This is a genomic window from Thalassobacter sp. HA4-2 (genome assembly GCF_055693705.1).
The window spans coordinates 407,281-431,809 of record NZ_JBVFUK010000001.1 but is presented as its reverse complement, the minus strand read 5'-3'; the positions used below and the strand labels follow the sequence as shown (position 1 = coordinate 431,809).

At 65.0% G+C, this 24,529-nt stretch carries 26 protein-coding genes, 2 tRNA genes and 2 pseudogenes; 14 read left to right on the top strand and 16 right to left on the bottom strand.

Annotation, left to right across the window (positions count from 1 at the left end):
* Positions 1–52 precede the first annotated feature (52 nt).
* From ACZ1G0_RS02090 to ACZ1G0_RS02080, 3 genes are read left to right on the top strand one after another with little or no spacing between them, the layout of a single operon-like run.
* Positions 53–388 carry a hypothetical protein gene (locus ACZ1G0_RS02090; RefSeq protein WP_472735425.1) on the top strand — a complete coding sequence of 112 codons (336 nt, stop codon included), beginning with the start codon at positions 53–55 and terminating at the stop codon, positions 386–388.
* 51 nt (positions 389–439) lie between these two features.
* The gene (gene yaaA / locus ACZ1G0_RS02085; protein ID WP_472735424.1) at positions 440–1,216 is read left to right on the top strand and encodes a peroxide stress protein YaaA; all 777 of its coding nucleotides are present in this window, start codon (positions 440–442) and stop codon (positions 1,214–1,216) included.
* 3 nt (positions 1,217–1,219) lie between these two features.
* Entirely contained in the window at positions 1,220–1,807 is a 588-nt protein-coding gene (locus ACZ1G0_RS02080) for a Pr6Pr family membrane protein (RefSeq protein WP_472735423.1), read from the top strand.
* A 20-nt stretch (positions 1,808–1,827) separates the two neighbouring features.
* Here the strand turns inward: ACZ1G0_RS02080 and dapE are convergent, their stop codons facing one another.
* The 3 genes from dapE to ACZ1G0_RS02065 form a co-directional block, all read right to left on the bottom strand.
* The gene (dapE, locus tag ACZ1G0_RS02075) at positions 1,828–2,961 is read right to left on the bottom strand and encodes a succinyl-diaminopimelate desuccinylase (RefSeq protein ID WP_472735422.1); all 1,134 of its coding nucleotides are present in this window, start codon (positions 2,959–2,961) and stop codon (positions 1,828–1,830) included.
* A 127-nt stretch (positions 2,962–3,088) separates the two neighbouring features.
* Entirely contained in the window at positions 3,089–3,622 is a 534-nt protein-coding gene (locus tag ACZ1G0_RS02070) for a DinB/UmuC family translesion DNA polymerase (RefSeq protein ID WP_472735421.1), read from the bottom strand.
* A complete protein-coding gene (locus ACZ1G0_RS02065) occupies positions 3,613–4,218 on the bottom strand; it encodes a Y-family DNA polymerase (protein WP_472735420.1) in 606 nt (201 codons plus the stop codon). The genes ACZ1G0_RS02070 and ACZ1G0_RS02065 overlap by 10 nt, the downstream gene beginning before the upstream one ends.
* Before the next feature lie 192 nt (positions 4,219–4,410).
* On the opposite strand from ACZ1G0_RS02065, the gene ACZ1G0_RS02060 reads away from it, so the two are divergent.
* Together ACZ1G0_RS02060 and ACZ1G0_RS02055 are read left to right on the top strand one after the other, a co-directional pair.
* Entirely contained in the window at positions 4,411–5,298 is an 888-nt protein-coding gene (locus ACZ1G0_RS02060; RefSeq protein ID WP_472737757.1) for an SPFH domain-containing protein, read from the top strand.
* Positions 5,298–5,570: an NfeD family protein gene (locus tag ACZ1G0_RS02055; protein ID WP_472735419.1), complete on the top strand. Its 273-nt coding sequence runs from the start codon at positions 5,298–5,300 to the stop codon at positions 5,568–5,570. Before ACZ1G0_RS02060 ends, ACZ1G0_RS02055 begins: the two co-directional genes overlap by 1 nt.
* A 159-nt stretch (positions 5,571–5,729) precedes the next feature.
* On the opposite strand, the gene ykgO is transcribed toward ACZ1G0_RS02055, so the two are convergent.
* Together ykgO and ACZ1G0_RS02045 are read right to left on the bottom strand one after the other, a co-directional pair.
* Positions 5,730–5,855 (bottom strand): type B 50S ribosomal protein L36, encoded by a 126-nt coding sequence (gene ykgO / locus ACZ1G0_RS02050; protein WP_008562923.1) that lies wholly within the window; start codon positions 5,853–5,855, stop codon positions 5,730–5,732.
* Positions 5,856–5,926: 71 nt separating this feature from the next.
* Positions 5,927–6,001, bottom strand: a tRNA-Val gene (locus ACZ1G0_RS02045).
* A 124-nt stretch (positions 6,002–6,125) separates the two neighbouring features.
* Here ACZ1G0_RS02045 and ACZ1G0_RS02040 point away from each other — a divergent pair.
* Positions 6,126–6,983 (top strand): N-formylglutamate amidohydrolase, encoded by an 858-nt coding sequence (locus ACZ1G0_RS02040; protein ID WP_472735418.1) that lies wholly within the window; start codon positions 6,126–6,128, stop codon positions 6,981–6,983.
* A 3-nt stretch (positions 6,984–6,986) separates the two neighbouring features.
* Here the strand turns inward: ACZ1G0_RS02040 and ACZ1G0_RS02035 are convergent, their stop codons facing one another.
* On the bottom strand, positions 6,987–7,325 hold the full coding sequence (locus ACZ1G0_RS02035; RefSeq protein ID WP_472735417.1) for a hypothetical protein: 339 nt from the start codon (positions 7,323–7,325) through the stop codon (positions 6,987–6,989).
* Positions 7,326–7,368: 43 nt separating this feature from the next.
* Complete coding sequence (gene dapD, locus ACZ1G0_RS02030) at positions 7,369–8,196, bottom strand: 2,3,4,5-tetrahydropyridine-2,6-dicarboxylate N-succinyltransferase (protein WP_472735416.1); 828 nt, start codon at positions 8,194–8,196, stop codon at positions 7,369–7,371.
* Between the two features lie 121 nt (positions 8,197–8,317).
* On the opposite strand from dapD, the pseudogene ACZ1G0_RS02025 reads away from it, so the two are divergent.
* A pseudogene (locus ACZ1G0_RS02025) lies at positions 8,318–9,125 on the top strand (LOG family protein).
* On the opposite strand, the gene ACZ1G0_RS02020 reads toward ACZ1G0_RS02025, so the two are convergent.
* Positions 9,122–9,952 (bottom strand): flagellar motor protein MotB, encoded by an 831-nt coding sequence (locus tag ACZ1G0_RS02020; RefSeq protein ID WP_472735415.1) that lies wholly within the window; start codon positions 9,950–9,952, stop codon positions 9,122–9,124. The pseudogene ACZ1G0_RS02025 and the gene ACZ1G0_RS02020 sit on opposite strands and share 4 nt — an antisense overlap.
* A gap of 79 nt (positions 9,953–10,031) precedes the next feature.
* On the opposite strand from ACZ1G0_RS02020, the gene ACZ1G0_RS02015 reads away from it, so the two are divergent.
* Positions 10,032–11,486: a serine aminopeptidase domain-containing protein gene (locus tag ACZ1G0_RS02015; protein ID WP_472735414.1), complete on the top strand. Its 1,455-nt coding sequence runs from the start codon at positions 10,032–10,034 to the stop codon at positions 11,484–11,486.
* A gap of 87 nt (positions 11,487–11,573) precedes the next feature.
* Here the strand turns inward: ACZ1G0_RS02015 and ACZ1G0_RS02010 are convergent, their stop codons facing one another.
* Genes ACZ1G0_RS02010 through ACZ1G0_RS01995 form a run of 4 tightly spaced genes read right to left on the bottom strand, consistent with a single transcriptional unit; the run spans position 11,574 to position 16,161 of the window.
* Complete coding sequence (locus ACZ1G0_RS02010) at positions 11,574–12,119, bottom strand: pyridoxamine 5'-phosphate oxidase family protein (protein ID WP_472735413.1); 546 nt, start codon at positions 12,117–12,119, stop codon at positions 11,574–11,576.
* On the bottom strand, positions 12,112–13,143 hold the full coding sequence (locus ACZ1G0_RS02005; protein WP_472735412.1) for a lipocalin-like domain-containing protein: 1,032 nt from the start codon (positions 13,141–13,143) through the stop codon (positions 12,112–12,114). The genes ACZ1G0_RS02010 and ACZ1G0_RS02005 overlap by 8 nt, the downstream gene beginning before the upstream one ends.
* Positions 13,133–15,508 (bottom strand): FtsX-like permease family protein, encoded by a 2,376-nt coding sequence (locus ACZ1G0_RS02000; protein ID WP_472735411.1) that lies wholly within the window; start codon positions 15,506–15,508, stop codon positions 13,133–13,135. Before ACZ1G0_RS02000 ends, ACZ1G0_RS02005 begins: the two co-directional genes overlap by 11 nt.
* Positions 15,505–16,161, bottom strand: a complete 657-nt coding sequence (locus ACZ1G0_RS01995; RefSeq protein ID WP_472735410.1) for an ABC transporter ATP-binding protein — start codon at positions 16,159–16,161, stop codon at positions 15,505–15,507. The genes ACZ1G0_RS02000 and ACZ1G0_RS01995 overlap by 4 nt, the downstream gene beginning before the upstream one ends.
* 139 nt (positions 16,162–16,300) lie before the next feature.
* On the opposite strand from ACZ1G0_RS01995, the gene betC reads away from it, so the two are divergent.
* Complete coding sequence (gene betC / locus ACZ1G0_RS01990; protein ID WP_472735409.1) at positions 16,301–17,809, top strand: choline-sulfatase; 1,509 nt, start codon at positions 16,301–16,303, stop codon at positions 17,807–17,809.
* Between the two features lie 55 nt (positions 17,810–17,864).
* Here betC and betI read toward each other — a convergent pair whose 3' ends face one another.
* The gene (betI, locus tag ACZ1G0_RS01985) at positions 17,865–18,473 is read right to left on the bottom strand and encodes a transcriptional regulator BetI (protein ID WP_472735408.1); all 609 of its coding nucleotides are present in this window, start codon (positions 18,471–18,473) and stop codon (positions 17,865–17,867) included.
* Positions 18,474–18,498: 25 nt separating this feature from the next.
* Between betI and betB the strand changes: the two genes are divergently transcribed.
* From betB to betA, 3 genes are read left to right on the top strand one after another with little or no spacing between them, the layout of a single operon-like run.
* A complete protein-coding gene (betB, locus tag ACZ1G0_RS01980; RefSeq protein ID WP_472735407.1) occupies positions 18,499–19,953 on the top strand; it encodes a betaine-aldehyde dehydrogenase in 1,455 nt (484 codons plus the stop codon).
* Positions 19,953–20,177 (top strand): DUF6552 family protein, encoded by a 225-nt coding sequence (locus tag ACZ1G0_RS01975; protein WP_472735406.1) that lies wholly within the window; start codon positions 19,953–19,955, stop codon positions 20,175–20,177. Before betB ends, ACZ1G0_RS01975 begins: the two co-directional genes overlap by 1 nt.
* Positions 20,174–21,820 carry a choline dehydrogenase gene (gene betA, locus ACZ1G0_RS01970; RefSeq protein ID WP_472735405.1) on the top strand — a complete coding sequence of 549 codons (1,647 nt, stop codon included), beginning with the start codon at positions 20,174–20,176 and terminating at the stop codon, positions 21,818–21,820. The genes ACZ1G0_RS01975 and betA overlap by 4 nt, the downstream gene beginning before the upstream one ends.
* A 111-nt stretch (positions 21,821–21,931) precedes the next feature.
* On the opposite strand, the gene ACZ1G0_RS01965 is transcribed toward betA, so the two are convergent.
* Both ACZ1G0_RS01965 and ACZ1G0_RS01960 read right to left on the bottom strand, forming a co-directional pair.
* Positions 21,932–22,007: transfer RNA gene (locus ACZ1G0_RS01965), tRNA-Ala, on the bottom strand.
* A 69-nt stretch (positions 22,008–22,076) separates the two neighbouring features.
* Positions 22,077–22,397 (bottom strand): TIGR02300 family protein, encoded by a 321-nt coding sequence (locus ACZ1G0_RS01960; protein ID WP_472735404.1) that lies wholly within the window; start codon positions 22,395–22,397, stop codon positions 22,077–22,079.
* 82 nt (positions 22,398–22,479) lie between these two features.
* On the opposite strand from ACZ1G0_RS01960, the pseudogene ACZ1G0_RS01955 reads away from it, so the two are divergent.
* A pseudogene (locus ACZ1G0_RS01955) lies at positions 22,480–23,197 on the top strand (M48 family metallopeptidase).
* On the top strand, positions 23,187–23,831 hold the full coding sequence (locus tag ACZ1G0_RS01950; protein ID WP_472735403.1) for a GntR family transcriptional regulator: 645 nt from the start codon (positions 23,187–23,189) through the stop codon (positions 23,829–23,831). Before ACZ1G0_RS01955 ends, ACZ1G0_RS01950 begins: the two are co-directional and overlap by 11 nt.
* Here the strand turns inward: ACZ1G0_RS01950 and ACZ1G0_RS01945 are convergent.
* Positions 23,800–24,444, bottom strand: a complete 645-nt coding sequence (locus ACZ1G0_RS01945; protein ID WP_472735402.1) for a TerB family tellurite resistance protein — start codon at positions 24,442–24,444, stop codon at positions 23,800–23,802. The genes ACZ1G0_RS01950 and ACZ1G0_RS01945 overlap by 32 nt on opposite strands.
* Positions 24,445–24,529: the final 85 nt, after the last annotated feature.

The window sequence follows — 24,529 nt, the reverse complement described above, 5'->3', positions numbered from 1 at the left end:
AGGGGTATTTTTGACCCAATGAAGACGGCGGCCCGCGCAAGAAGGAAAGGCGATGCCACAGGCAGACATCAAGTATTCAGTGGAATTGGACCTGCCGCTGGAGGACATGATGGCGCGGATCGAGGCCGTGATCCTGTCCCATGACGCAGATGCGGGGGCCTGTAAGGGGCGAGTTTATCCTGCGGCGATCACGCACCACAGCCATGTTTTGGTCGAGGTTATGATGTTGGACAAACCCCACCGGGACGCCGCGTTTTGTGATACGCTTGTGCGCGACTTGGATATGCAACTGCGCGCCATGATTACGCAGCCCTGTCAGTTCGCCGTCGCGCTATCCTTTGCCCCCCGGTCCTACATCACGGGTGTGCATCCCGGGGCAGATCCCTAGACACGGGGCGTTGTGCCTCTATCTTAGGGCAAAGCTTAGTCGGAGGTTCCCATGCTTGTCGTCATTTCGCCCGCGAAGAAACTCAACACGACCCGCACCGTGGACCTGCCCCTGACGCAGCCCCGTTTCCCGAAGGACACGGCGGAACTGGCGCGGGTAGCGCGCGATTTAGACGTACCAGCCTTGTGCAAGCTGATGCATATCTCGGAAAAACTGGCGCAACTGAATGCCGAGCGTTTCGCAGATTTCGAGGGGCAGGACACGGGTCCTGCGGCCTTGATGTTCGACGGGGACACGTACACCGGGTTGGACGCGTCCAGCTTGGACGACGACGCGCTGCGTTATGCCCAAGACCATCTTGGCATTCTATCGGGCCTTTATGGATTGTTGCGCCCCTTGGACGCCATGCGCCCCTACCGGTTGGAAATGGGGTCCCGACTGGCGACGGAGCGCGGCAAGACCCTTTACGACTTTTGGGGCGACCGGATTGCGCAGGCCCTGAACGCGCAAGCGCAGGCGACTGGTGCCAAGGGGTTGGTGAATTGTGCCAGTCAGGAATACTTCGGCGCGGTGGACCGGGCGGCGCTGGACGTGCCTGTGATCACCCCCACTTTTCTGGAGGACAAGCCCGGCGGTCCCAAGGTCGTCAGCTTTTACGCCAAACAGGCGCGCGGGGCGCTGGCCCGGTTCATTGTAGAACAGCGCGTGTCGGAGGCGGAGGCTTTGACTGCCTTCAACACCGGCGGCTACGCCTATCAGCCCGACCGATCCACGGAACTGGCGCCGGTGTTCCTGCGCCCTGACCAAGCCGCCGGCAAAGCGGCCTAAGCCATGCGCGCCGCCGCCGCCCTTGTGGCCCTGTTGGCGTGGGCGGGTCTGGCCTTGCGCGTGGACCTTGCCCTGCCCGAGGCCGACGGCCTGCCCCATGCTTTATGGTTTCTGGCCCAGTACTTTACCCTGCTGACGGCACTGGCCGTGGCCCTGTCCATGACCGCCGTGGCCCTTGGGGTGCGGCTGTCGGACTGGCTGTTGTTTGGGGTGACGGTGGCCGTGATGGCGGTCGGGCTGGTCTATCACGTGTTGCTGGGGCCCGGTGATGACTTTTCCGGCCGGGCGCGCGTGACCAACCAACTGCTGCACACGGTGGTGCCGCTGGGCATGCTGGCATGGGCCTTGGCGTTCGCCAAGGTGCGCGGGCTGTGGCGCGCGGTTGGACTGTCCCTTGTCTGGCCTGCAGTTTACTTGGCCTACGTTGTCGCGCGGGGGGCGGTCACGGGCGCCTATCCCTATCCGTTTCTGGACCTCGGCACCCTTGGCGCGACGACCTTCGCCCGGAACGCGGCCCTTCTGGGCCTTGCGATTGCCGCCCTTGCGGGGGCCTTGGCGTGGATCATGGGCAGGTTGGGCGCCAAAGGGTGACGCCCTGTTTCAGGCGAGCGTTAACTGTTGAAATAGTCCGTCAGGATGCCGTGATAGATCGCCTTGAGCTGGTGAATCTGTTCTACCCGGACACGCTCGTCGATGCCGTGCATCCGGTGTCCCACAAGGCCGAATTCAACCACCGGACAGTGGTCCTTCACAAAGCGCGCGTCGCTGGTGCCCCCGGTCGTCGACAGCACAGGCTGGCGGTTGGTTTCCCGGGTGACGGCAGCGGCAATCAGGTCGGACAGGGGGCCGGGCGGGGTGACGAAACTCTCGCCTGACAGCTTGATCTTCAGGTCCGCTTGCACGCCGAATTCCTGTTCGACGGCAGACAGGTGCCCCTCAATCATCCGGGTGATCGAGGCCCCGGTGTGCGCATCATTGAACCGGATGTTGACCGTCGCCTTGGCGTGATCCGGGGTCACGTTGGTGGCCGGGTTACCCACATCAATCGTGGTGATCGCAAGGGTCGAAGGTTCGAAATGATCAGTGCCCTGATCCAACGGCGTGCTGGCCAACCGATCCATCAGGCGCACCATAGCGGGCATGGGGTTCAGACCACGGGCGGGGTAGGCCGCATGTCCCTGTTTTCCGGTGATCTTGATCCAGGCGGTCAGGCTGCCACGCCGCCCGATCTTCATCATGTCGCCCATGTGCTCGACCGCTGTCGGCTCTCCCACAAGGCAGACATCCATCGTCTCGCCCCGAGCCTCCATCCAGTCCAAAAGGGCCACCGTGCCATCCGTGGCGGGCCCCTCCTCATCGCCGGTGATCGCCAAAACCACTGACCCATCTGGCGGCGTGGTCGTTACGAAATCAATGGCTGCGGCAGCAAAGGCCGCCACGCCGGACTTCATGTCCGTGGCCCCCCGCCCATAGAGCCAGCCATCCTCGATCTCAGCCCCGAAGGGGTCCTTGGTCCAGGCCGCAAGATCACCCACCGGGACCACATCCGTGTGCCCGTTGAACCCAAAAGTGCGCCCCTTCCCCCAACGGGCAAACAGGTTCGACGTCTCGCCCCGGTCCACACGGGTACAGACAAACCCCGCGTCCCCAAGGACCTGCGCCAACAGCTCCAGCGCGCCCCCCTCCACAGGCGTGACAGAGGGGCAACGGACAAGGCGGGCGGTCAGGTCAACGGGATCAATCATCCATTAAGGTTAACCGCCCGTCCCCGTGGGGACAACGCCTACCGTGTCCCCGTGGGGACAACACCACCCCCCTCATTGTTCCACAAATACCCTCGGGGGAGCGCGGAACGCGCGGGGGCAGCGCCCCCTACCGCAGCGCCCGACCCTTCACGATCGCATCCGGACCGAACCGTTCCCGGATCGCATCCGTGGCCCGCTCCGCTTCGGCCCGCTTGCCTGCATCGGGGTCCAGCAGATCACCTGTGCGATCCGCATCCCCCGCTGATACCAGATCAGACAGCCCAACCCCCAACAGGCGGAACGGCCCCTTTTGCCCGCTGGCCTCAAACAGCCCCCGGGCCGTGCGATAAATCCGATCTGCCATCTGCGTCGGATCAGACAGGGACACCCGTTTCGACACCAGCGCGAAATTCGCCCGTTTCAGCTTCAACGTCACCACGCGCCCGGCCAGCCCCTTGGCCTTGGCCCTGTCGGACACCTTTTCGGACAGCCGCCAGATATGGCCGTCCAGCACATCCACATCCGCCGTATCATCGCCAAAGGTGGTTTCGTTGCTAATGGACTTCATGGCGCTGTCCCGGCTGACCTTGCGCCGATCCTGCCCCCGCGCCAGATGCCACAGCCGATCCCCCATGGACCCAAAGCGCGCGCTCAGATCCACGCGATCCCAGCGGCGCAGGTCCGTAAAGGTGCGGATGCCGGCCTTTTCCAGTGCCTGTTGCCCTGCGGGACCAACCCCCAGATCATCCGCACGGGCTTGTCCGCCAGAAAGTCCTCCGTCTCGGCACGGCCAATCACGGAAAAGCCCCGCGGCTTGTCCAGATCACTGGCGACCTTGGCCAGAAACTTGTTGTGGGACAAACCGATGGACCCGGTAATCCCGATCTCAACCCGCATCCGTTTGACCAGCCGGGCCAGCATCACTGCGGGGGGCACGCCATGCAGGCGCGCGGTGCCGGTCAGGTCCAGAAACGCCTCGTCCAGGGACAATGGCTCAATTGCGGGGGTCATTTCTTCCATCATGGCGCGCACCTGACGCGACACCTCCACGTACACGTCCATGCGGCCCCGGATCACCACTGCCTCCGGGCACAATTTCAGCGCCTGGAACATGGGCATGGCCGACCGCACCCCCTTGATCCGCGCGATGTAGCAACAGGTCGACACCACCCCCGGCGCCCGCCGCCGATGATCACGGGTTTGTCGGCCAACTCTGGCCGGTCGCGCTTTTCCACACTGGCGTAAAAGGCGTCGCAATCCATGTGGGCAATGGACAGGTCAAACAATTCCGGGTGGCTGGTCACACGGGGGCTGCGGCACGCGGGGCAGCGCGCGCCTGCGTCAAAGGTTTCGAAACACTCGCGGCACAAGGATGGCATGGCGCTAGTCTATATGCCCCTAGGCGGGCGCGCCACCACCGCCTATATCTTGGAAAACGAGGGGATCTTGATGGAACAATTGCTTTTGGAATTTGCAGGCAACAACGCGGTGTGGATCGCGCTGGCGGTGTTTGTGATCGTGGTGATCATGCTGGGCGTGCGGATCGTGCCCCAGTCGGAAAAGCACGTGGTGGAACGGTTTGGCCGCCTGCAATCCGTGCTGGGGCCGGGGATCAACCTGATCGTGCCGTTTCTGGACAAGGTCCGCCACAAGGTGTCGATCCTTGAACGCCAACTGCCCAACGCAAGTCAGGACGCCATCACCGCCGACAACGTGCTGGTGCAGGTCGAAACTTCGGTGTTTTACCGCATCCTGGAACCCGAAAAGACGGTCTACCGGATCCGCGATGTGGACGCCGCCATTGCCACCACCGTGGCCGGGATCGTCCGCGCCCAGATCGGCAAGATGGAATTGGACGAGGTGCAATCCAACCGCGCCGTCCTGATGGCCGAGATCAAGACTTTCATCGAAGACGCCGTGGACGACTGGGGGATCGAGGTTACCCGCGCCGAACTGCTGGACGTGAACTTGGATCAGGCCACCCGGGATGCCATGCTGCAACAGCTGAACGCGGAACGCGCCCGCCGCGCCGCCGTAACCGAGGCAGAGGGCGAGCGTCGCGCCGTGGAACTGGCGGCGGATGCAGAGCTTTATGCCGCCGAACAGGCCGCCAAGGCCCGCCGGATCGAAGCCGATGCCGAGGCTTACGCCACCCAGGTCGTCGCCATGGCGATCAAGGAAAACGGCCTTGAGGCCGCGCAATACCAAGTCGCCCTCAAACAGGTCGAGGCACTGACGGCCCTTGGGGGGTCCCAAGGGTCCAGCACCGTGGTCCTGCCCGCATCGGCCATGGATGCCTTTGGCGAGGCGTTCAAAATGCTGAAAGGGCGGGGCTGATGGTGTTTCAGATCTGGTGGGTCTGGATGGTGGGGGCCTTGACCCTTGGCATCGCTGAAATGCTGGCCCCTGCCTTCGTCTTGCTGGGTTTTGGAGTCGGGGCCGCTGCGGTCGGTCTGGGCCTACTGACGGGGGTTCTGGCAGGCACCAGCACCGCTGGCCTGATGGCGATCTGGGCGGTCCTGTCCCTCGCCGCGTGGATCGGCCTGCGCTACGCCTTCCGCAAACCGAACGACGCGCCCAAGACGTTTGACTACGACATCAACGACTAACCGATCCCGCCCCCGGTCCGGCCGCGCTTTGGGCTGAGCGGGGCGGGGGTGGGCGGGTGGGACGCGCCGGGCAGGGCAAAGCGCGGGCGGACCGCCATACGAAAAAAGCCGCCCAAGGGGGCGGCTATTTCCATTTTTGCGTTCAGTTAAACTCTGGCCTCAGCCTTGACGAGCTTTAAACCGACGCTGGGTCTTGTTGATCACATAGACCCGGCCCTTGCGACGTACAACGCGGCAGTCGCGGTGGCGGTTCTTGAGCGAACGAAGCGAGTTCTTGACCTTCATGGTCTCTCTCCTGTGCCCGGCGCGCGACATGGCGCCTGTTCCTGTCGTGCCCTTGTATCAAGGGCGGTGAATGGTGCGCGATACTGGGATCGAACCAGTGACCCCTTCGATGTCAACGAAGTGCTCTACCGCTGAGCTAATCACGCAATACAACCACACGGTGCGAAAGCCGCATATTTGTGAGGGGTGCTATAGAACCGCTGGCCGGTCGGTGCAAGGACCTTTTGGCAATTCCGAAAACCTGTCTATATCTAACCCTAAGGAGAGCCCATGGATCAGCCTGCGTACCACATTTTGCCCCCCGCACAGCGCACATCTTGCGTCGTCGTGGCCTCGCCCCACTCTGGCCGGGCCTATTCGGAGCAGTTCTTGCGCGCGTCAGTGCTTGATTCGCTTGGCATCCGCTCGTCCGAGGACGCGTTTATCGACCTGCTGCTGCGCGATGTGCCCGATTTCGGCGCGCCCTTGCTGTTGGCTGACGCGCCGCGCGCGTGGATCGACCTCAACCGCAGCGTCGATGAAATGGACCCCGCAGTGGTTGCGGACGTGCCGCGCGGGGCGCTGAACCCGCGCGTCAGTTCCGGGCTGGGCGTCATCCCGCGCGTGGTGGCCAACGGGCGTGCGATCTACCGGGGCAAGGTTTCCCGGGCCGAGGCCTACGCCCGCATCGACACCGTGTGGAAACCCTACCATGCCGCCTTGCAAAATCTGCTGGATCAGGCGCGCGCGGCACATGGGCAAAGCATTTTGATCGACGTCCATTCCATGCCCCACGAGGCAATTGAACAAGGCCGCACCCGCACCCCGCCCCAGATCGTGCTGGGCGACCGCTTCGGCGCCTCTGCCAGCGATGCGATCGTATCCCAGATCGAGGCGATTTTCCGCAAGGCAGGCTTTCGCGTGGCGCGCAACAGCCCCTTTGCCGGGGCCTATATCACCCAACACTACGGCCGCCCCGTGCGCGGCCAGCACGCCGTTCAGATCGAGATTGACCGCGCCCTTTACATGGACGAGGCCAAGATTGCCCCGAACGAAGGGTTCAACCCGCTCAAGCGGCGTCTGTCCACTGTGATGGAACAGATCGTCGCGATTGGGCAGACAGGGGCCATCGGTCTTGCGGCCGAATAGCCCCTAATCCTTGTCGTAGAACGTGGTGGTCTGTGCCACAACGACCGAGTTTTCGGCCAGCGCGCGATCCATCAAGGCGCGCTCTTCGTCGCTGATGTCGTGCCCCTCGGCCAACCGCTCGCCCAAGGTGCCGTAGCCCGTGACCTCCAGGGGTGCGAGGTCCGCGTGCTTCAACAGCGCCACAGTTTCGCGCACGGCCTCGTCCTCGTCCACACCGGCGGCATAGCACATCAGCGCAGCCCCCGTGCTGCCATCAGGCAGGCCGTCACCTTCGTGGCGGCCCACTTGGACCAGCAGAGTATACACATGCTGCTGGCGTTTGGGTTTCTTTGGATCAGCCATAGCACCCTCCAGGGTGGGCGGTGGGACAAGTCCCACCCTACTGTCAGTCGCGCAGCAATTCGTTGATGCCGGTCTTGGACCGGGTCCGTTCGTCCACGCGTTTGACGATGACAGCGCAGTAGAGGTTGACGCCGTTTTTCGACGGCATGGACCCGGCCACGACCACGGAATAGGGGGGCACTTCGCCGTACATCACTTCGCCGGTTTCGCGGTCCACGATCTTGGTGGATTGGCCGATGAATACGCCCATGCCCAGCACGGAACCCTCGCGCACGATGCAGCCCTCGACCACCTCGGAGCGCGCCCCGATAAAGCAGTTGTCCTCGATGATCGTCGGGCCTGCCTGCATCGGTTCCAACACACCGCCGATGCCCACGCCGCCCGACAGGTGCACGTTCTTGCCGATTTGCGCACAGCTGCCCACGGTGGCCCATGTGTCGACCATGGTGCCCTCGTCCACATAGGCGCCAAGGTTCACGAAGGATGGCATCAGGACCACACCGGGCGCGATGAAGGCGGATTTGCGCACGACGCAGTTGGGCACGGCGCGAAAGCCGGCGGATTGCCATTTGCCCGCGTCCCAGCCTTTGAACTTGCTGTCGACCTTGTCCCACCAACCGGCCCCTTGCGGTCCACCGTCGTGGATCTCCATGTCCTTGATCCGAAAGCCCAGCAGGACCGCCTTCTTGGCCCATTGGTTCACGTGCCAGTCGCCGTTGTCCTGACGCTCCGCCACCCGCAGCTGGCCGCTGTCCAGGGCGTTCAGGGTGTCCTCGATCGCCTCGCGCTGTTCACCGGTGGTCGCGGGGCTGATGGTATCGCGGGCCTCCCAGGCGGCTTCGATGGCGGTTTCAAGCTGTGCGTTGGACATGGGTGGACCCTTTCGTGACTGTTGCCGGGCACATAGCGCGCAAGGGCCCGAAAGGGAAGCGTTGTGGCGCGCGGACAATGCCCCTAGGCTGGTGATCCGCAGCAGCCAAAAGGATTGCCCCATGAAAGACGACCCCCGCACCCACGTCTTCCGCGACAGCCGCCAAGATCGCAAGACCGCCGCCGAGGTGCCCGACACCCCCAAACCCGCGCGCCCGCCTACCGTCTGGCCTTTGCCGATGACGAGTTCCTGTGCCGCGAGGAGTTGCGCCCGGTGCGGTTGCAGTTGGAGTTGCTGAAACCCGAGATGATCATGGCGGAGCAGGGGATCACCTCCACCATCGTGATGTTCGGGGTGCGCGTATTCCTGAGCCAGGGCAGCCCGCGCGGACCGAAACGCTTGCGGGCCTGTCGAAATACTACGACGAGGCGCGGGAGTTTGCCCGCAAGATGACCGCGAAATCCATGGAGAGCTATGGCCGCGAGAACGTGATCATCACAGGCGGCGGTCCCGGCGTGATGGAGGCGGGCAACCGCGGGGCCACCGACGCGGGCGGGGCGTCCATCGGGTTGAACATCGTGCTGCCCCACGAACAGGCCCCCAACGAGTATGTGACCCCCGGGCTCTGCTTCAACTTTCACTATTTCGCAGTGCGCAAGATGCACTTTCTGATGCGCGCACGCGCCTTGTGTGTCTTTCCCGGTGGCTTTGGCACCTTGGACGAAATGTTTGAAGCCCTGACCCTGATCCAGACCAAACGGATGGAGCCGATCCCGTTCCTGCTGTTCGGCGAAACCTTCTGGCGGTCCATCATCAACTGGGAGGCGCTGGCGGATGCAGGGACCATTTCGGACGAAGACCTCAAGTTGTTCAAGTTCGTCGAAACCGCGGACGAGGCCATCGAGGCCATCGAAAACTGGACCCCCTAAATCCGGTTGCGCAGAAAGATCACCTCGATCCGGTCGTTACGTACGGACAAAGGCGCCACCGGGGCCGCAAGGTCCCGGTCCGCGTGCCCCGCGACCCGCGCCACGCGCCTGGGCGAAACCCCCGCCGCGACCAGCAATTCCCGCACCCTGTGCGCGCGGTCAGATGACACAGCCCAAGTCGTATCTGTGGCCGCAACAATGGGCTGCGCACGGGTGTGACCCGCCACCGCCAGATCATTGTCCAACAACGCCGACATGCGCGTCACCATATCCACAAGCGATAGGGTCACAGGCATGGGGTCGGTCCCGTCAGGGGCAAACAGGGGGCTGTTCTGGGTGGCGAAGAATTCCACCACGAGCCCCTCGTCCGTCAGGCGTGCCAAGACCTGTCGTTGGCCCAACTCCTCCACAAGGCTGTCGCCACCGATCCCGATCATCAGGGCGGCTTGCTGCAACGCCTCGTCCTCGGTCTGCCGCGCCTCATCCTCGCCCGAGGTGCCAAGGGCCTGCTGCACAACGCCCTCCTGCTCCCCAAGGCCGCCGCGTCCCATCTGCACCAAGTCTTCCTGGGCAAAGGCCGATTCGCCTGACAAGGCCCCCATCCCCCCGCCAGAGGCACGGGTCAGCGGGACGGCAGGGTTGAAATAATCCGCCAAACCCTTGCGCTGGTTCTCGGTCGTGGCATTCAACAGCCACATCAGCATGAAAAACGCCATCATCGCGGTCACGAAATCCGCATAGGCCACCTTCCACGCGCCGCCATGGTGCCCGCCCCCGGCAATCACCTTTTTGCGTTTGATAATGATCGGGCGTTTATCGTCGGCCATCGGACCCTCCTGCCACCGGACCTAGCACCCAAGGTTGAACAGGGGTTTAACGCGCAGCCGCCTGTGCTACCTCACGCCCATGAAAAGACTAATCATCGGCCTGATCGGCCTCGCCGCCCTGACCCTTGGCATCTGGCAGCTGGAACAGGCCCGTAGTGGCATTGACCGGGCCGAAGCGACAGTGGGCACCACCCCCGTCACGGTCTACAGCACCACGCCGGGGCCGGTTGTCGTGATCGCCCACGGCTTTGCCGGGTCGCGCCAACTGATGGAGGCCTATGCCCTGACCCTGGCCCGCGCGGGCTATGTCGCGGTCAGTTTTGATTTCGAAGGCCACGGGGCAAACCCGGTGCCCATGTCCGGCGACGTCAGCGCGATCGACGGCACCACCCGCCTTTTGATGGACGAAACCCGGCGCGTGATTGCCTATGCCCGGACCCTGCCACAGGCAGAGGATGGGCTTGCCCTGCTGGGTCATTCCATGGCGACGGACGTGCTGGCCCGGGTGGCCGTGGCGGACGGGATTGACACGGTCGTCGGCATTTCGATGTTCAGCCAGGTGGTGGACGCGCAGGCCCCGGCCCGCCTGTTGATGATCGCGGGCCAGTTCGAGGGGATGCTGCGCGACGCCGCCACGGACGCGGTCGCCATGGTGGCAGATGTCCCGAATGAGCAAACGGCAAGCGCGGGTACAGTCCAGCGCCGCGCGGTGGTTGCGCCAGGGGTGGAACACGTGGGCGTCCTGTATTCCCAAACCGCGTTGCGCGAAACTGTGGCGTGGCTGGACGCCGCCTTTGACCGCAGCAGCAGCACACAGATCGCGGCCACGGGGGGCTGGATCGTGCTTGCCCTTGCGGGCGTAGTGATGATCGCATGGCCCTTGGCGCGCACCTTGCCCGCTGGCCTTCCCCCGCGCCCCGTCCCGTCGCGCGTGTTCTGGGTCGCGGCCGGCGTGCCGGCGATTGTCACCCCGCTGGTGCTTGCGCCCTTCGACCTGCGGTTCCTACCCGTTCTGGTCGCGGATTACCTTGCGGTGCACGCGGCGGTTTACGGCGTGCTGACCCTTGCCATCCTGCGCGCCGGGGGCGTGCGGATCGGCGGCCTTGCCCCTTGGGCGGCACTGGCCCTGGCGGCGTGGGGGATCTTGGCGTTCGGCGGGCTGTTGGATCGCTACGTGGCCAGCTTTGCCCCCGTGGCCGCGCGCATACCGGTCCTGCTGGCCATCATCGCCGGTGCCATCCCCGCCATGATCGCAGAGGCGGCTTTGACCCAAGCGGGCGCTGCAACACTTGCGCGCAAGACAGCGGCGCGGGTGGGCTTTCTCGGCTCGCTGGCCATCGCAACCGCCCTCGATTTCGAACGGCTGTTCTTCCTGTTGCTGATCATTCCGCTGATCGCCCTGTTCTTTGCCAGCTTTGGCGTGGTGGGCGGATGGGTTGGCCGCAGAACAGGAGCGGTCGTAGCCACGGGGGTGGGCCTTGGCATCTGCCTCGGCTGGGCCCTCGGCGTCAGCTTTCCCATGTTCGACGCCTGACATCTTTGGGCCAGAAATACCTCGGAGGGGGTCCGGGGGAGGCAGAGCCTCCCCCGGCGGGTCGCCGTCAGGCGAAACCACCAGCACTTAGGGCGCGACCCAGGTGCCCGTCCAACCCGGCCCGGTGAACCGCGCGTGGCGGTGCAGGTCCCGCGCAAGGTACAGCGTGTCAATCCAGACCACCTTGCACACCAGCGCCACAAAGGCCGCAGGATCGTGGCCGGTACTTGCGGCGGGGCTGTCGATGGGCGTGCCGGGTGCGGGTTCCGCGCCGTAGTTCCAGCGGCTGTGGGCGGGCACCTTGGCCCACCGGTCGGTATCGTCACGGATCACCTGCACCTGGGTGCGGATACGGACCTGAAACTGATGCTTGGGTTCCCAAAACAGGAACGCCATGCGCGGGTCTTGCGTCAAGGCCGCGACCTTGGCGGACCGGGCGTCGGTGTGCACCTCCAGCTCTGCCTTGGTCCGGTCAGCGCGGCGCAGGACGACCACCCGGGCCTCTGGCCCCTCGGCCCCGGTGGTGGCGATCACGGGGGTGCGAAAGGAATGGCGCGCGTCGGCTACACCCCGCCCCAGCCGTTGCCACACCTGATCCAGGGTCCCGTCCAAACGGTGCAGGGGGTCATTCATAGCCTGTCATCTCCAGATATCCTATGCCGTTGTGGGTGCCTGTGGCCCGCACCGGCCCCTCCCAATAGGGGAACAGCGTGTCTTGCCACGACTGCGGATTCACCGCCACGACCTCGATGTCGAGGTCCCGTTCCGGCAGTTCAATGCGCCAGTGCACAGGCACGTCCCGATCTTTGACCCGCGCAGTGCCCAAGGGCGTCAGGGTCAGGGCGTTGGTGGGGGTCAGGGTACCATCGGCCTCGATCCAGCTGGCGTATTTGAAATCCGGCCCCGCCCCGCGCAGACCGAACGCCATCAGGCGGTTCCCGTCCTCGAAGTGGAGCGAGAACCAGTCCCACCCCTCCTGATCCGCCTCAAGGGGCTGACTGGACCATTCTCGATCAAGCCACCCCTGCCCCGTCACCTGCACTGGCCCGTCCGGCAGATGCAGGGTGCCCGTGACCGTGTAGTACGGCTGCGAATAATAATAGGAGGCCTGACCGCTGGCCGATTTGACCGAGAACCCCTTGTCCCCGTGAAACACCAGCGGGCCTTGGGCCTGTAACTGCAAATCATAGCGCGCGTCGGCAAAGCGGGCCGTCAGGTCAAGGGCGTCATAGGCGTCCCCACCGCCCTGCGCGCGCGAGATCATCTGCCAATCGTCGATCCACGCCTCGAACGGATCGGCAAAGACCCCCGCCTGCCCCACGTCATCGCGGGCAAGGCGTTCTGCGGTGAAGTGGGCGTCGGGCGTGGTCAGGCCCGCGTGGCCCATCCAGACCTGCCGTCCCCCCGGGGACAGGGCACTGCGAAACAGGGTCCATTGGATGCCATAGTCTCGCCCGTCGTCCCCGCGCAGGGTTGCGGTCAGATACCACCATTCGATCCGGTAGTCCGGGTGGGGGCCGTGATCGCCGGGAAAATCAAACACAGGGTCGGGCGTGGGCACGGAAAACCCCTCTGCATCCTCGCCCAGCCCGGCGAACCCTTGGCACAGGGCCACCTGCGCCCATAGGCTAAAGATCAGGATCAGACTAACGCGCATGGGCAAACACCTGCAGCAATCGGGACGGCTCCATCCGGGCCAGCCTGCGCACGGGCAAGGCCGCCGACAGGCCCGCCGCCAGCAGCGCCCAGAAGGCCAGCACGATCCAATCGCCCGGGAACAGGGACATGGGCAGACGCCAGCCGAACGCCTCGACGTTGACGATGGCCAACAGGACCCACGCCAACAACAGGCCCACGGGCAGTGCGATCAACGCCGTTAGGGCCGCCAGCCCCAAGGTGCGCGCCAGCTCCATCCAGGCAAGGCGGCGGCGGGTCAGGCCAAGGGCCCAGACCGGGGCCAATTGCGGCAGGCGCATACCCGCCAAAGTCGTCAAGGATGCCCACAGGGCAAAGGCCGCGACCCCAAGGGTCAGCACGTTCAGCGCCCCTGTGATCAGGAACGTCTGCTCGAACACCCGCAGGGAAAAGGCCTTCACCTCCGACTGGTTGATCGTCAGATCCCGGGGCAGGCCGAAGTCCTCCACAATCGCGTCCCGCAGCGCGCCTGCTTCCTTGGTGCGCAGGGCAAATCGCAAGGGCACCACATCCGAAAATGTCGCCGCGAACAGGTCGATCCCCACGATCGCCTGCCCCACCGGGTTGCCGTAGTCCGAATAGACCCCCACGACGGGCAAGCGCAGGGTGGGGGTCACCGCGATCTCGGCCCCCAGCCACAGCCCCTCGCGCCGGGCGATCTGTTCGTTGATCAAGACGCCCGATCCATCGGCCACCGCGTCCCACACTCCCGGGGCCTGCGCCAAAAGGGGCCAGTGGTCGCGGTAGGTGGCGTGGTCCTTGATCCCGAACACATCGCCTGGCGCGCCTGCCAACTGCGCCTCGGCGCTGACAATCGGCAGGACGGCATCGGCGCGGGGGGTGATCCACGCCACAAAGGCCTCCGCCTCGGACGGGGTGCGGGTGGTGATATACAGCTCCGACGCAAGGCGCTGGTCCAGCCACCCGATGAAGGTGCCGCGAAAGCTGCCAACCATGGTGCTGACCCCGATGTTGGCCGCCAGCGCCAGCATCAGCGCCATCAAGGCCAGGGACAGGCCGGGCAATTGTTGCCGCGTGTCCGCCCACAGCCACTGGGTCAGCGGCCCCTTGGCCGTCCGCTCCAACCCGCGCAGGATGCCGGACAGGACCACGGGCAGGACCAGCGCCGCCCCAATCAACAACGCGGCCAGGCAGGCAAAGCCCGCCAACAGGCCCTGACCAAAGGCGGCCAGCAGACCGGAGAGCAGGATCAAGCCCAGCCCAAACAGCCCCTGCCTGCGCAACGCCACCGCACTGGCCCGCGCCCAAGCGCGCGGCATGGCCGGGGCAAGGACGGGCATGCGGGCCAGCCGCCAAAGGCTTTGGCCCGCGGCCACCAACGCGCCCGCCACGGCGATCCCAAGGCCCGATGCCCACCACCACGGCGACAGGGTCAAGCTGCCGGATACCCCCGCCCCGTACAGCCCCGACAGGGTCGCCGCGACCCCGGGCAACAGCGCGCCCGCCACGGCGTAACCGATCAACACCCCCAGCAGCCCACCGACAATGGCCAGCACCAGCACCTCGGCCAACAGCAACCCGACCAGCGCCCGGGACGTCAGGCCCAATGCCCGCAGCGTGCGAAACAGGGTGCGCCGTTGCTCAAACGCAAGGCCGATGGCGGCATGGACGATAAACAGCCCCACCGCGAACGACAGCAGTCCAAAGGCCGTCAGGTTCAGGTGAAACGAAGCCGTCAGCCGCCCGATATCGCTGCCGCCCTCGGGCGCGCGGCGGATCAGGTCCGGGGCGATGTCGGACAGGGGCGCAAGACCCGACGGTTGGTTGGCCAGAACCAGCAGCCCGTCAATCCGGTCCGTGCGCAACAAACGCTGCGCGGTGCGGATATCGGCCACGATGGTGCCCGGCGCGACGCTGGCAAGGGGTACGGCGGTGATCCCATGGGGCAGATCCGCTTGCAGGCCCGGTTCCACATAGACCCGGGTGCCCTGCAAGAACGCGGTCAGGTCCCCCGCCTCGGACAGGTTCGGCACGCCTTGCCCCGGTGGCGTGGTAAAAGGGTCGATCCCCACCACCTGCACCCCGCGATAGCCGCCCTGCAATACAGGGGCCACCAGCCACCCGGCGCGGCGCAACTGCGCGAAATCGGCCAGGGTCATGGGGCCGTCCGCACGCTCCACCCGGTCCAGCTGGTCCTGACCCAGCATCGCGGCGGCGCGGGCATAGCTGCTGCGCGCCTCGGCGTTGATGGCCTGCACCCCGATCCAAAGACCGGACGCAAGGGCGATCCCGATCACCAGCGTGGCCAATTGCACAAGGTGCCGCCGCCAGTGGGACCAAAGCGCCCCTGCCGCCGCACCCGTCATACGATCATGCCGCCGCGCAAATGCGCCACGGCGTCTAGCCGCGCGGCCAAGCGGGTCGAGTGGGTCACCATCAAGAGGGCGGCGTTCTGTTCGCCCACCAGTTCCAACAACAGGTCCATGACGGCGTCACCCGTGGCCTCGTCCAGATTGCCCGTCGGCTCATCCGCGAGGATCAGGGGCGGCTTGGCGGCCAGCGTGCGCCCAATGGCGACCCGCTGCTGCTGCCCGCCGGACAACTGTTCCGGGTAGCGGTCCAGCAGGGCCGAAAGGCCCAACCGATCCGCCAAATGCGCCACCAACGCCGGATCATGGCGCCCGGACAAACGCGCGTGAAACGACAGGTTTGCGCCGACGTCGAGGGAGGGGATCAGGTTGAACTGCTGAAACACCAACCCGACCTGACCGCGTCGTAATCCCGCGCGGCCCGCATCATCCATCCCCGCCAGATCGACACCGTCCACGCGGATCGACCCACTATCCACCGCGTCCAGGCCTGCAACCAGATACAGCAGCGTCGACTTCCCCGACCCGCTTTCCCCGGTCAGCGCCAGACTTTGCCCGCGCCCCAAAGACAGGAACACACCGCGCAAGACCGGCAGGGGCCCTTCGCCGGTGATAAAACTCTTGGTGACGTCGCGCACTTCTAAAACCATGGCTGGACGGTAGACCCCGCGTGCCCCGCTTCAATCCCTCATTGTTTTAAAAATACCTCGGAGGTTTGGAGGCAGAGCCTCCAATCGGCTTGCCGACACCCAGCGTCCCGGCCTACCACCGCACCAAAGGGAGCCAAACATGACACAACCCAACATCCTGATCTTCATGGTGGACCAGCTGAACGGGACCCTGTTCCCCGATGGCCCCGCAGATTGGTTGCACGCGCCCAACCTCAAGCGGTTGGCGGCCCGTTCGGTCCGCTTCACCAACACCTACACAGCGTCCCCGCTGTGCGCACCGGCCCGGGCCAGCTTCATGACCGGGCAGCTGCCCTCCGCCACAGGGGTCTATGACAACGCTGCCGAGTTCCGGTCCGACCTGCCCACCTACGCCCACCACCTGCGGCGCGCGGGCTATGCCACGTGCCTCTCGGGCAAGATGCACTTCGTTGGCCCCGACCAGATGCACGGGTTTGAGGAACGCCTGACCACCGACATCTACCCGGCGGACTTCGGCTGGACGCCCGATTACCGCAAACCCGGGGAACGGATCGACTGGTGGTATCACAACATGGGGTCCGTCACCGGGTCTGGCGTGGCTGAAATCAGCAACCAGATGGAATACGACGATGAGGTCGCCTACCACGCCACCCGCAAGGTCTATGACTATGCGCGCGGCAAGGACGACCGCCCCTGGTGCATGACCGTCAGCTTCACCCATCCGCATGACCCTTACGTCGCGCGTAAGAAATACTGGGACCTGTACAAAGACTGCGACTACCTGCTGCCAACCGTCCCGGCCATGAAATACGCCGACCACGATGCCCATTCGCAACGCATTTTTGATGCCAACGACTGGCGCAGCTTTGACATCACCGAAGACGATATCAAACGGTCCCGCCGGGCCTATTTCGCCAACATCAGCTATCTGGACGACAAAATCGGTGAGGTGCTGCACGCCCTGGAAGCCACCCGCCAAGAGGCGATCATCCTGTTCGTGTCCGATCATGGGGACATGCTGGGCGAGCGGGGCCTGTGGTTCAAGATGTCGTTCTTTGAGGGCTCCGCCCGCGTCCCCCTGATGGTCTGCGCCCCGGGGCTGGAACCGCGCACCGTGACCGACCCGGTCAGCACCATCGACGTCTGCCCCACGCTGTGCGACCTCGCAGGCGTGTCGATGGAGGAGGTCATGCCCTGGACCACCGGGGAAACCCTTCTGCCCTTTGCACGCGGGGCCAAACGCGACACGCCCGTGGCCATGGAATACGCGGCCGAGGCGTCCTACGCGCCACTGGTCTCGCTGCGCTACGGCCCGTGGAAATACAACCGTTGCACGCTGGATCCCGATCAGCTGTTCAACCTGGAAGACGACCCGTACGAGCTGAAAAACCTTGCAGGCGACCCGGCCCACGCAGGCACCCTGAATTCCTTGCGCGCGAAGTCAGAGGCGCGTTGGGATCTGGACCGGTTCGACGCCGAGGTGCGTGCCAGCCAGGCCCGACGCTGGGTCGTCTACGAAGCCCTGCGTGAGGGCGGCTACTACCCCTGGGACTACCAGCCCCTGCAAAAGGCGTCGGAACGCTATATGCGCAACCACATGGATCTAAACACCGTCGAAGACGTGGCCCGGTATCCGCGCGGGGAATAGGTAGGGTGGGACTTGTCCCACCTCTGCGCCCGGGGGCGGCGGGACAAGTCCCGCCCTACGTACGCCCCGCGATAAAGGCGCGGGCGGCACTTTGGGCCGCCGCCGGATCGGCGGGCGCGCCCTGGGCCACGGACAGCCACATGCCGTCCATCCAGGCCTGAAGGTCCGAGGCAGCCGCCTTGGGATCCGCCACGCGCCCGCGCAACCCGGCGACCAAATGGCGTTCGACCCGCATGCGATTGATCCGTTGCAAGCGTGCCAGCGCCGGATCAAAGGGCGCATTGGCCCAGAACTGGACCCACACCGCGCAATGATCGGGCGTGAAGACCCGCGCATCGAAGTTGGCGCAGACCGTAGCCTCCAACCGATCACCGCTGCGCAGGCGTTCGACATGGGCCACCCGCAGCAACCCAAGGACATGGCGCATGGTCCGTTCCATCAGCCCTGCCTTTGACCCAAAGTAGTAGGTGATCGAGGGCGCGGTTGCGCCCGCGCGCCGGGCGATGTCGGCCATGGTCACATCCGCATAGCCGCGCTGTGCCAAGGCGCAGATCGCGGCCTCGATCAATTGCGCGTTGCGGGTATCTCTGATCCGTTTGCCTGCCATGGAGGCAACTTGCGCGAAATCGTCATTGCTTGGAACCGCAAAAACTTGTACCGCCATACAAGTTTTTGCAGGAGCGCGCAACATGGACACCCAGCCCAAGGCCAGCCACTTCATCGCCGGTCAGTACGTCGAGGACACCAGCGGCGCGCCTTTGGACGTCATCTACCCCTATACGGGCAAGGTCATCGCCCGCCTGCACGAGGCGACGCCTGCGATTATCGACCAGGCGCTGGATGCGGCAAAGGCCGCGCAAAAGGTCTGGGCGGCCATGACCGGCACGCAGCGGGGCCGGGTCCTGCGCCGCGCCGCCGATATCATCCGCGACCGCAACCATGACCTGTCGGTGCTGGAAACCTATGACACCGGCAAGCCGTACCAAGAAACCGTCGCGGTGGACGCGACCTCGGGGGCGGACGCGCTGGAATACTTCGGCGGGCTGGCGGGCAGCCTGACGGGCGAGCACATCCAGCTGGGCGAGGATTGGGTCTATACCCGGCGCGAGCCCCTTGGCGTCTGTGTCGGCATTGGCGCGTGGAACTATCCCACCCAGATCGCCTGCTGGAAAGGCGCGCCTGCGCTGGCCTGCGGCAATGCCATGGTGTTCAAGCCGTCTGAAACCACGCCGCTCTGTGCCCTGAAAGTGGCAGAGATCTTGCACGAAGCAGGCGCACCGGCGGGCCTGTTCAACGTGATCCAGGGGACCGGGGCGGTGGGGGCGCCGCTGGTGACGGACCCCCGTGTGGACAAGGTGTCGCTGACCGGATCGGTGCCCACGGGCCGCAAGGTCTATGCCGCCGCGGCACACGACATCAAGAACGTTACGATGGAGCTGGGCGGCAAATCCCCCCTGATCATCTTTGACGATGTGGACCTGGACAGCGCGGTATCGGGGGCGATCCTTGGGAACTTCTATTCCTCTGGCCAAGTCTGTTCCAACGGCACCCGGGTGTTCGTACAGGACGGTATACGCGAGGCGTTCCTGACCCGCCTGACCGAACGCCTGCAGGGCGCGGTGCTGGGCGACCCGCAGGACCCGGCCACGAACTTTGGCCCCCTTGTCAGCGCCCGGCAGCGCGACATCGTCATGGGCTACATCGCCAAGGGCCAAGCCGAGGGCGCGCGACTGGTCACGGGCGGTGGGACAAGTCCCACCCTACCGGGGTTCTTCGTCGAACCCACGGTGTTCGCGGATGTGACCGACGACATGACCATCGCCCGCGAGGAAATCTTTGGGCCCGTCATGGCCGTCCTGTCCTTTGCCGACGAGGCCGAGGCCATCGCCCGCGCCAACGACACCGCCTTCGGCCTGTCCGCCGGTGTCTTCACCCGCGATCTGTCCCGCGCGCACCGGGTCATTGCCCAGCTGGAGGCGGGCAGTTGCTTCATCAATTCCTACAACGACGCACCGGTCGAGGCCCCCTTCGGCGGGTCCAAACTGTCCGGCGTGGGGCGCGAGAATTCCAAGGCGGCCATCGAACACTACAGCCAGTTGAAATCCGTCTATGTGCGCATGGGCAAATGCGAGGCGCAATTCTAATGACCACGATGAAACCCGTCGACATCACCAAATGGGTGGCCACCGTCGTCCAACTGATCGGCTATGGCCTGACCGGGCTGAATTACACGCCGTGGAACATCTATGCGTTCTTCATCGGGATTTTCCTGTGGTTTGCCGTGGGGGCCATGTGGAATGACAGAGCGATCATGGTGGTGCATGTGGGGGCGTTCATCTCGCTGCTGACGGGCTTTCTGAACGCATGAGCGACTATGTCATCATCGGCGCGGGCAGCGCGGGCTGTGCCATGGCGTACCGCCTGACCGAGGCCGGGCGCACCGTGACCATCATAGAGACGGGGGGCAGCGACGCAGGCCCCTTGATCCAGATGCCCGCCGCCCTGTCCTACCCTATGAACATGGCGACCTACGACTGGGGCTACCGGTCCGATCCCGAACCCCACCTTGGCGGGCGCGAAATGCACTGCCCGCGCGGCAAGGTGATCGGCGGGTCCTCGTCGATCAATGGGATGATCTACGTGCGCGGGCACGCGGGCGACTTCGACACATGGGCCGAGATGGGCGCGACAGGCTGGGGCTATGGGGACGTGCTGCCTTACTTCAACCGGATGGAAAACGCCCACGACGGCGAAGGCGCGCCGTGGCGCGGGACGGACGGCCCCCTGCACGTCACCCGAGGCCCGCGCAAAAATCCCCTGTTTCATGCCTTTGTCGAGGCCGGCGCGCAGGCGGGCTACCCGGTGACCCAAGACTACAACGGCCACCAGCAAGAGGGCTTCGGCGCGTTTGAACAAACCGTGTGGCAGGGCCGCCGCTGGTCCGCCGCCAACGCCTACCTCAAACCCGCCAAAGCCACCGGACGCCTGACGGTGATGCGCGCGCTCGCCCGCCGCGTGGTGATCGAGAACGGCCGCGCCGTGGGAGTCGAGGTCGAGACACCCGCGGGCCCCCAAGTTGTGCGCACAAGGCGCGAGGTGATCGTCGCCGCCTCTGCCATCAATTCGCCCGCGCTGCTGATGCACTCCGGCATTGGGCCCGCCGCGCAGCTGGCGCAACACGGCATTGACCTGATCGCCGATCGCCCCGGGGTGGGACAGAACCTGCAAGACCATCTGGAGCTGTACCTGCAAATGGCCTGCAGCCAGCCCATCACCCTGTTCAAACATTGGAACCTGTTGTCCAAGGCGATGATCGGGGCGCAATGGCTGTTCACCAAAACCGGCCTTGGCGCGTCAAACCAGTTCGAATCCACAGGCTTCATCCGGTCGCGCGCGGGCGTGCGCTACCCGGATATCCAGTATCATTTCCTGCCCATCGCCGTGCGCTATGACGGGCAAACCGCCGCCGAAGGGCACGGGTTTCAGGCCCATGTGGGACCAAACCGGTCCCCGTCCCGCGGGCAAGTCACATTGCGCAGCGCCGACCCCACTGCCGCCCCGCGCATCCAGTTCAACTATATGTCCACGGACCAGGACTGGCAGGACTTCCGCACCGCCATCCGCCTGACCCGAGAGATCTTTGCCCAAGAGGCGTTCAAACCCTACGTCAAACACGAGATCCAGCCGGGCGATGCCGTACAATCGGACGCGGAACTGGATGACTTTATCCGCACCCATGTCGAATCGGCCTATCACCCCTGCGGCACCTGCCGGATGGGCGCAGCGGGCGACCCAAGCGCCGTGGTCGACCCGGAATGTCGCGTGATCGGTGTGGACGGCCTGCGCGTGGCCGACAGCTCTGTCTTTCCGCAGATCACCAACGGCAACCTGAACGCGCCCAGCATCATGGTCGGGGAAAAGGCATCGGACCACATCTTGGGCCGCAGCCCCCTGCCCGCATCGAACCTACAGCCGTGGTTCCACCCAAACTGGGAAACGTCCCAACGCTAGGGGGCGCGTAAGATCTCAATAAAACTTTAGATATCAGACATTTGCCCCGACCTAACGTGGCGCATGTGAACCAACGACAGCGGGACAACAACGAACTATCATGGGGTGATTTGGTGGAGCCTAGCGGGATCGAACCGCTGACCTCCTGCATGCCATGCAGGCGCTCTCCCAGCTGAGCTAAGGCCCCAAACCGTGATCTGGGTATTATGGATTTGCGCGGCGGCCCGCAAGGGCAAATCCGCCGCGCAAGACCAGTTTATTCGTCTTTTTCGTCGCTGACGTCAGCGATCTCGTCCAAGGACACGGTGTCCTCGTCATCGTCGTCCAACACGTCGTCGTCCGATTCCAAAGCGACGTCTTCGTCCAGATCGTCGTCGTCGTCGATCAGAACGTCGTCCTCTGGTTTCTTGTTGGCGGCGTCATCTTTGTCGGCAACCAACACGCGGGTCTTGGCCCCGGTGTCGATGTTCACAACCTCGCCCGTGTAGGGGCTGATGATGGGTGATTTGTTCAGGTCGTAGAAGCGTTTGCCGGTTTCCGGGCACAGGCGCTTCACACCCCATTCTTCTTTGGGCATGACGATCCCTTTGGTGTTTGATGTGGCCAATGAATTGGGGACGCTTGCCACAAGGTGCAAGGGGTGTCAAAGCCTTTCCCCAATGACCGACCAGTTGATCACCCTTGATGGCACGCCCCCCGTGCAGGTCACCCTGCGCAGGTCCGCCCGCGCCCGGCGCATGACGCTGCGGGTGGGGCGCACGGATGGGCGTGTGACCCTAAGCCTGCCCAAGCGCGGATCACTGTCCGAGGCCGAGGCGTTCGCCCGGTCGAAGGCCGATTGGATTCTGCAAGCATCTGGCGGGCGTGCCCGGTGTGCGCCGCCCTGCGATTGGCAGCCCCTTTCCCATGCAGGGGCGTGACGTGCCCGTGGTGTCGGGGCCCACGCGGGTGGCAAGGTTCACCGGCGACGCCATCGTGGTGCCCGACGATCCGGCCCGCGTGGGTCCGCGCGTGAAGGTCCTGTTGCAAACGCTCGCGCGCACCCACCTGACCGAGGCCACCGAACGCTATGCCACCCGACTAGGCCGCCCCTTTGGCAAGATCAGCCTGCGCGACACCCGGTCCCGTTGGGGATCCTGCACGTCCCGGGGCGATCTGATGTATTCGTGGCGGCTGGTGATGGCCCCGCCCTTGGTGCTGGACTATGTCGCCGCCCACGAGGTGGCGCACTTGGCGCATATGGATCATTCGACCCGGTTCTGGGCGCAGGTCGAGGCGTTGATGCCCGGTCACGCCCCCCACCGCGCGTGGCTGAAAACCCATGGCGCGGACCTGCAAGGATGGGACTTCAAACCCGGAGGCATGGATGCTGATTAACCCCCGCGACGGTGGCAGCGCCGCCCACGACAAGCTGTACCGCGGCCTGCGCACCCGCATCATGCACGGCGAGCTTGCCCCCGGCGAGGCCCTGACCCTGCGCGGCATCGGCAAGGAATACGGCGTGTCGATGACACCCGCGCGCGAGGCGTTGCGCCGTTTGGTGGCCGAAGGGGCGCTGTCCCTGTCGAATTCGGGCCGGGTGGCCACGCCCGCCCTGTCCAACGAACGGATCGAGGAACTGGCGTCGATCCGCGCCCTGCTGGAGCCGGAGTTGGCCATTCGCGCCCTGCCCCGCGCCCACATGGCCCTGATCGAACGGATGGAGGCGATCAACCGCGCCATCGCAGAGCAGATCGCAAAGGGGGACGCGGTGGGCTACATCCGCACGAACCTTGAATTCCACCGCACCCTGTACCTGCGCGCCCAGGCACCCGCGATGCTGGCCATGGCGGAAACGGTGTGGCTGCAAATGGGGCCGACCATGCGCGCCCTCTACGGCCGTTTGCGCCGGACCGAAGTGCCCCATCACCACCGCCTGATCGTCAGCGCCCTGCGCGCGGGCGACGAGCCGGGCTTGCGCCTTGCGGTGCGCGCCGATGTCACCCAAGGGTTGCGGATGTTGGCGACGTGATGTGATCCATGATCGCGTCTGTCATGGTGGACAGGTCCCCGCGCGACACGCCCAGACCCTTGGCCATATGGGTCAGAAACCGCTGCTCGGCCCTCGACACACCGCCGTCTGACAGGATCACGGACATCGCCCCGCGCAACACCATCCGGCGTTGATCCCGGTCCAGCCCGGCCCCAAAGCGACGAAACGCCTTAGGCGCGGTCAGGCGGTCACAGCAGGCAATGGCCTCGGCGATATGGGCGGGGGTGTAGTCCAGCCCCGTCAGATCCACCGCAAGGGACCGGATGAAGTCCACCTCGGCCCGTTCCGTCCGCGCATCGGCCGCAGCGGCATGGCACATGGCGTCCAGAAAGTTGAACACCGCGTGGTCGTTCAGGCCGAAAATCTCTTCCCGAATGGCAAGACGACGGCGGCGGTTGAACTCTTGCACGAACGCGAGGCCTGTCAGCACCACCAATGCGCAAACCGCCAGCAGCCCGGGCCATGGGAACACGGCACGCAGTGGGTCCAACACACCCGCCTCGGCAGCCGCGCCGAAGAAAAGGACATAGAGCACCCCCAAAATGGCAAGAGGGCGGAACAGACGGGCGAACATGCGGGCAACCAGAAACATTGGACAGGAACCTTTGGGATTGACGACGATACCCGTCCCAAAGACACGCAAAAGGCGGCGGGACTGTGACCGTCCCGCCGCCTTT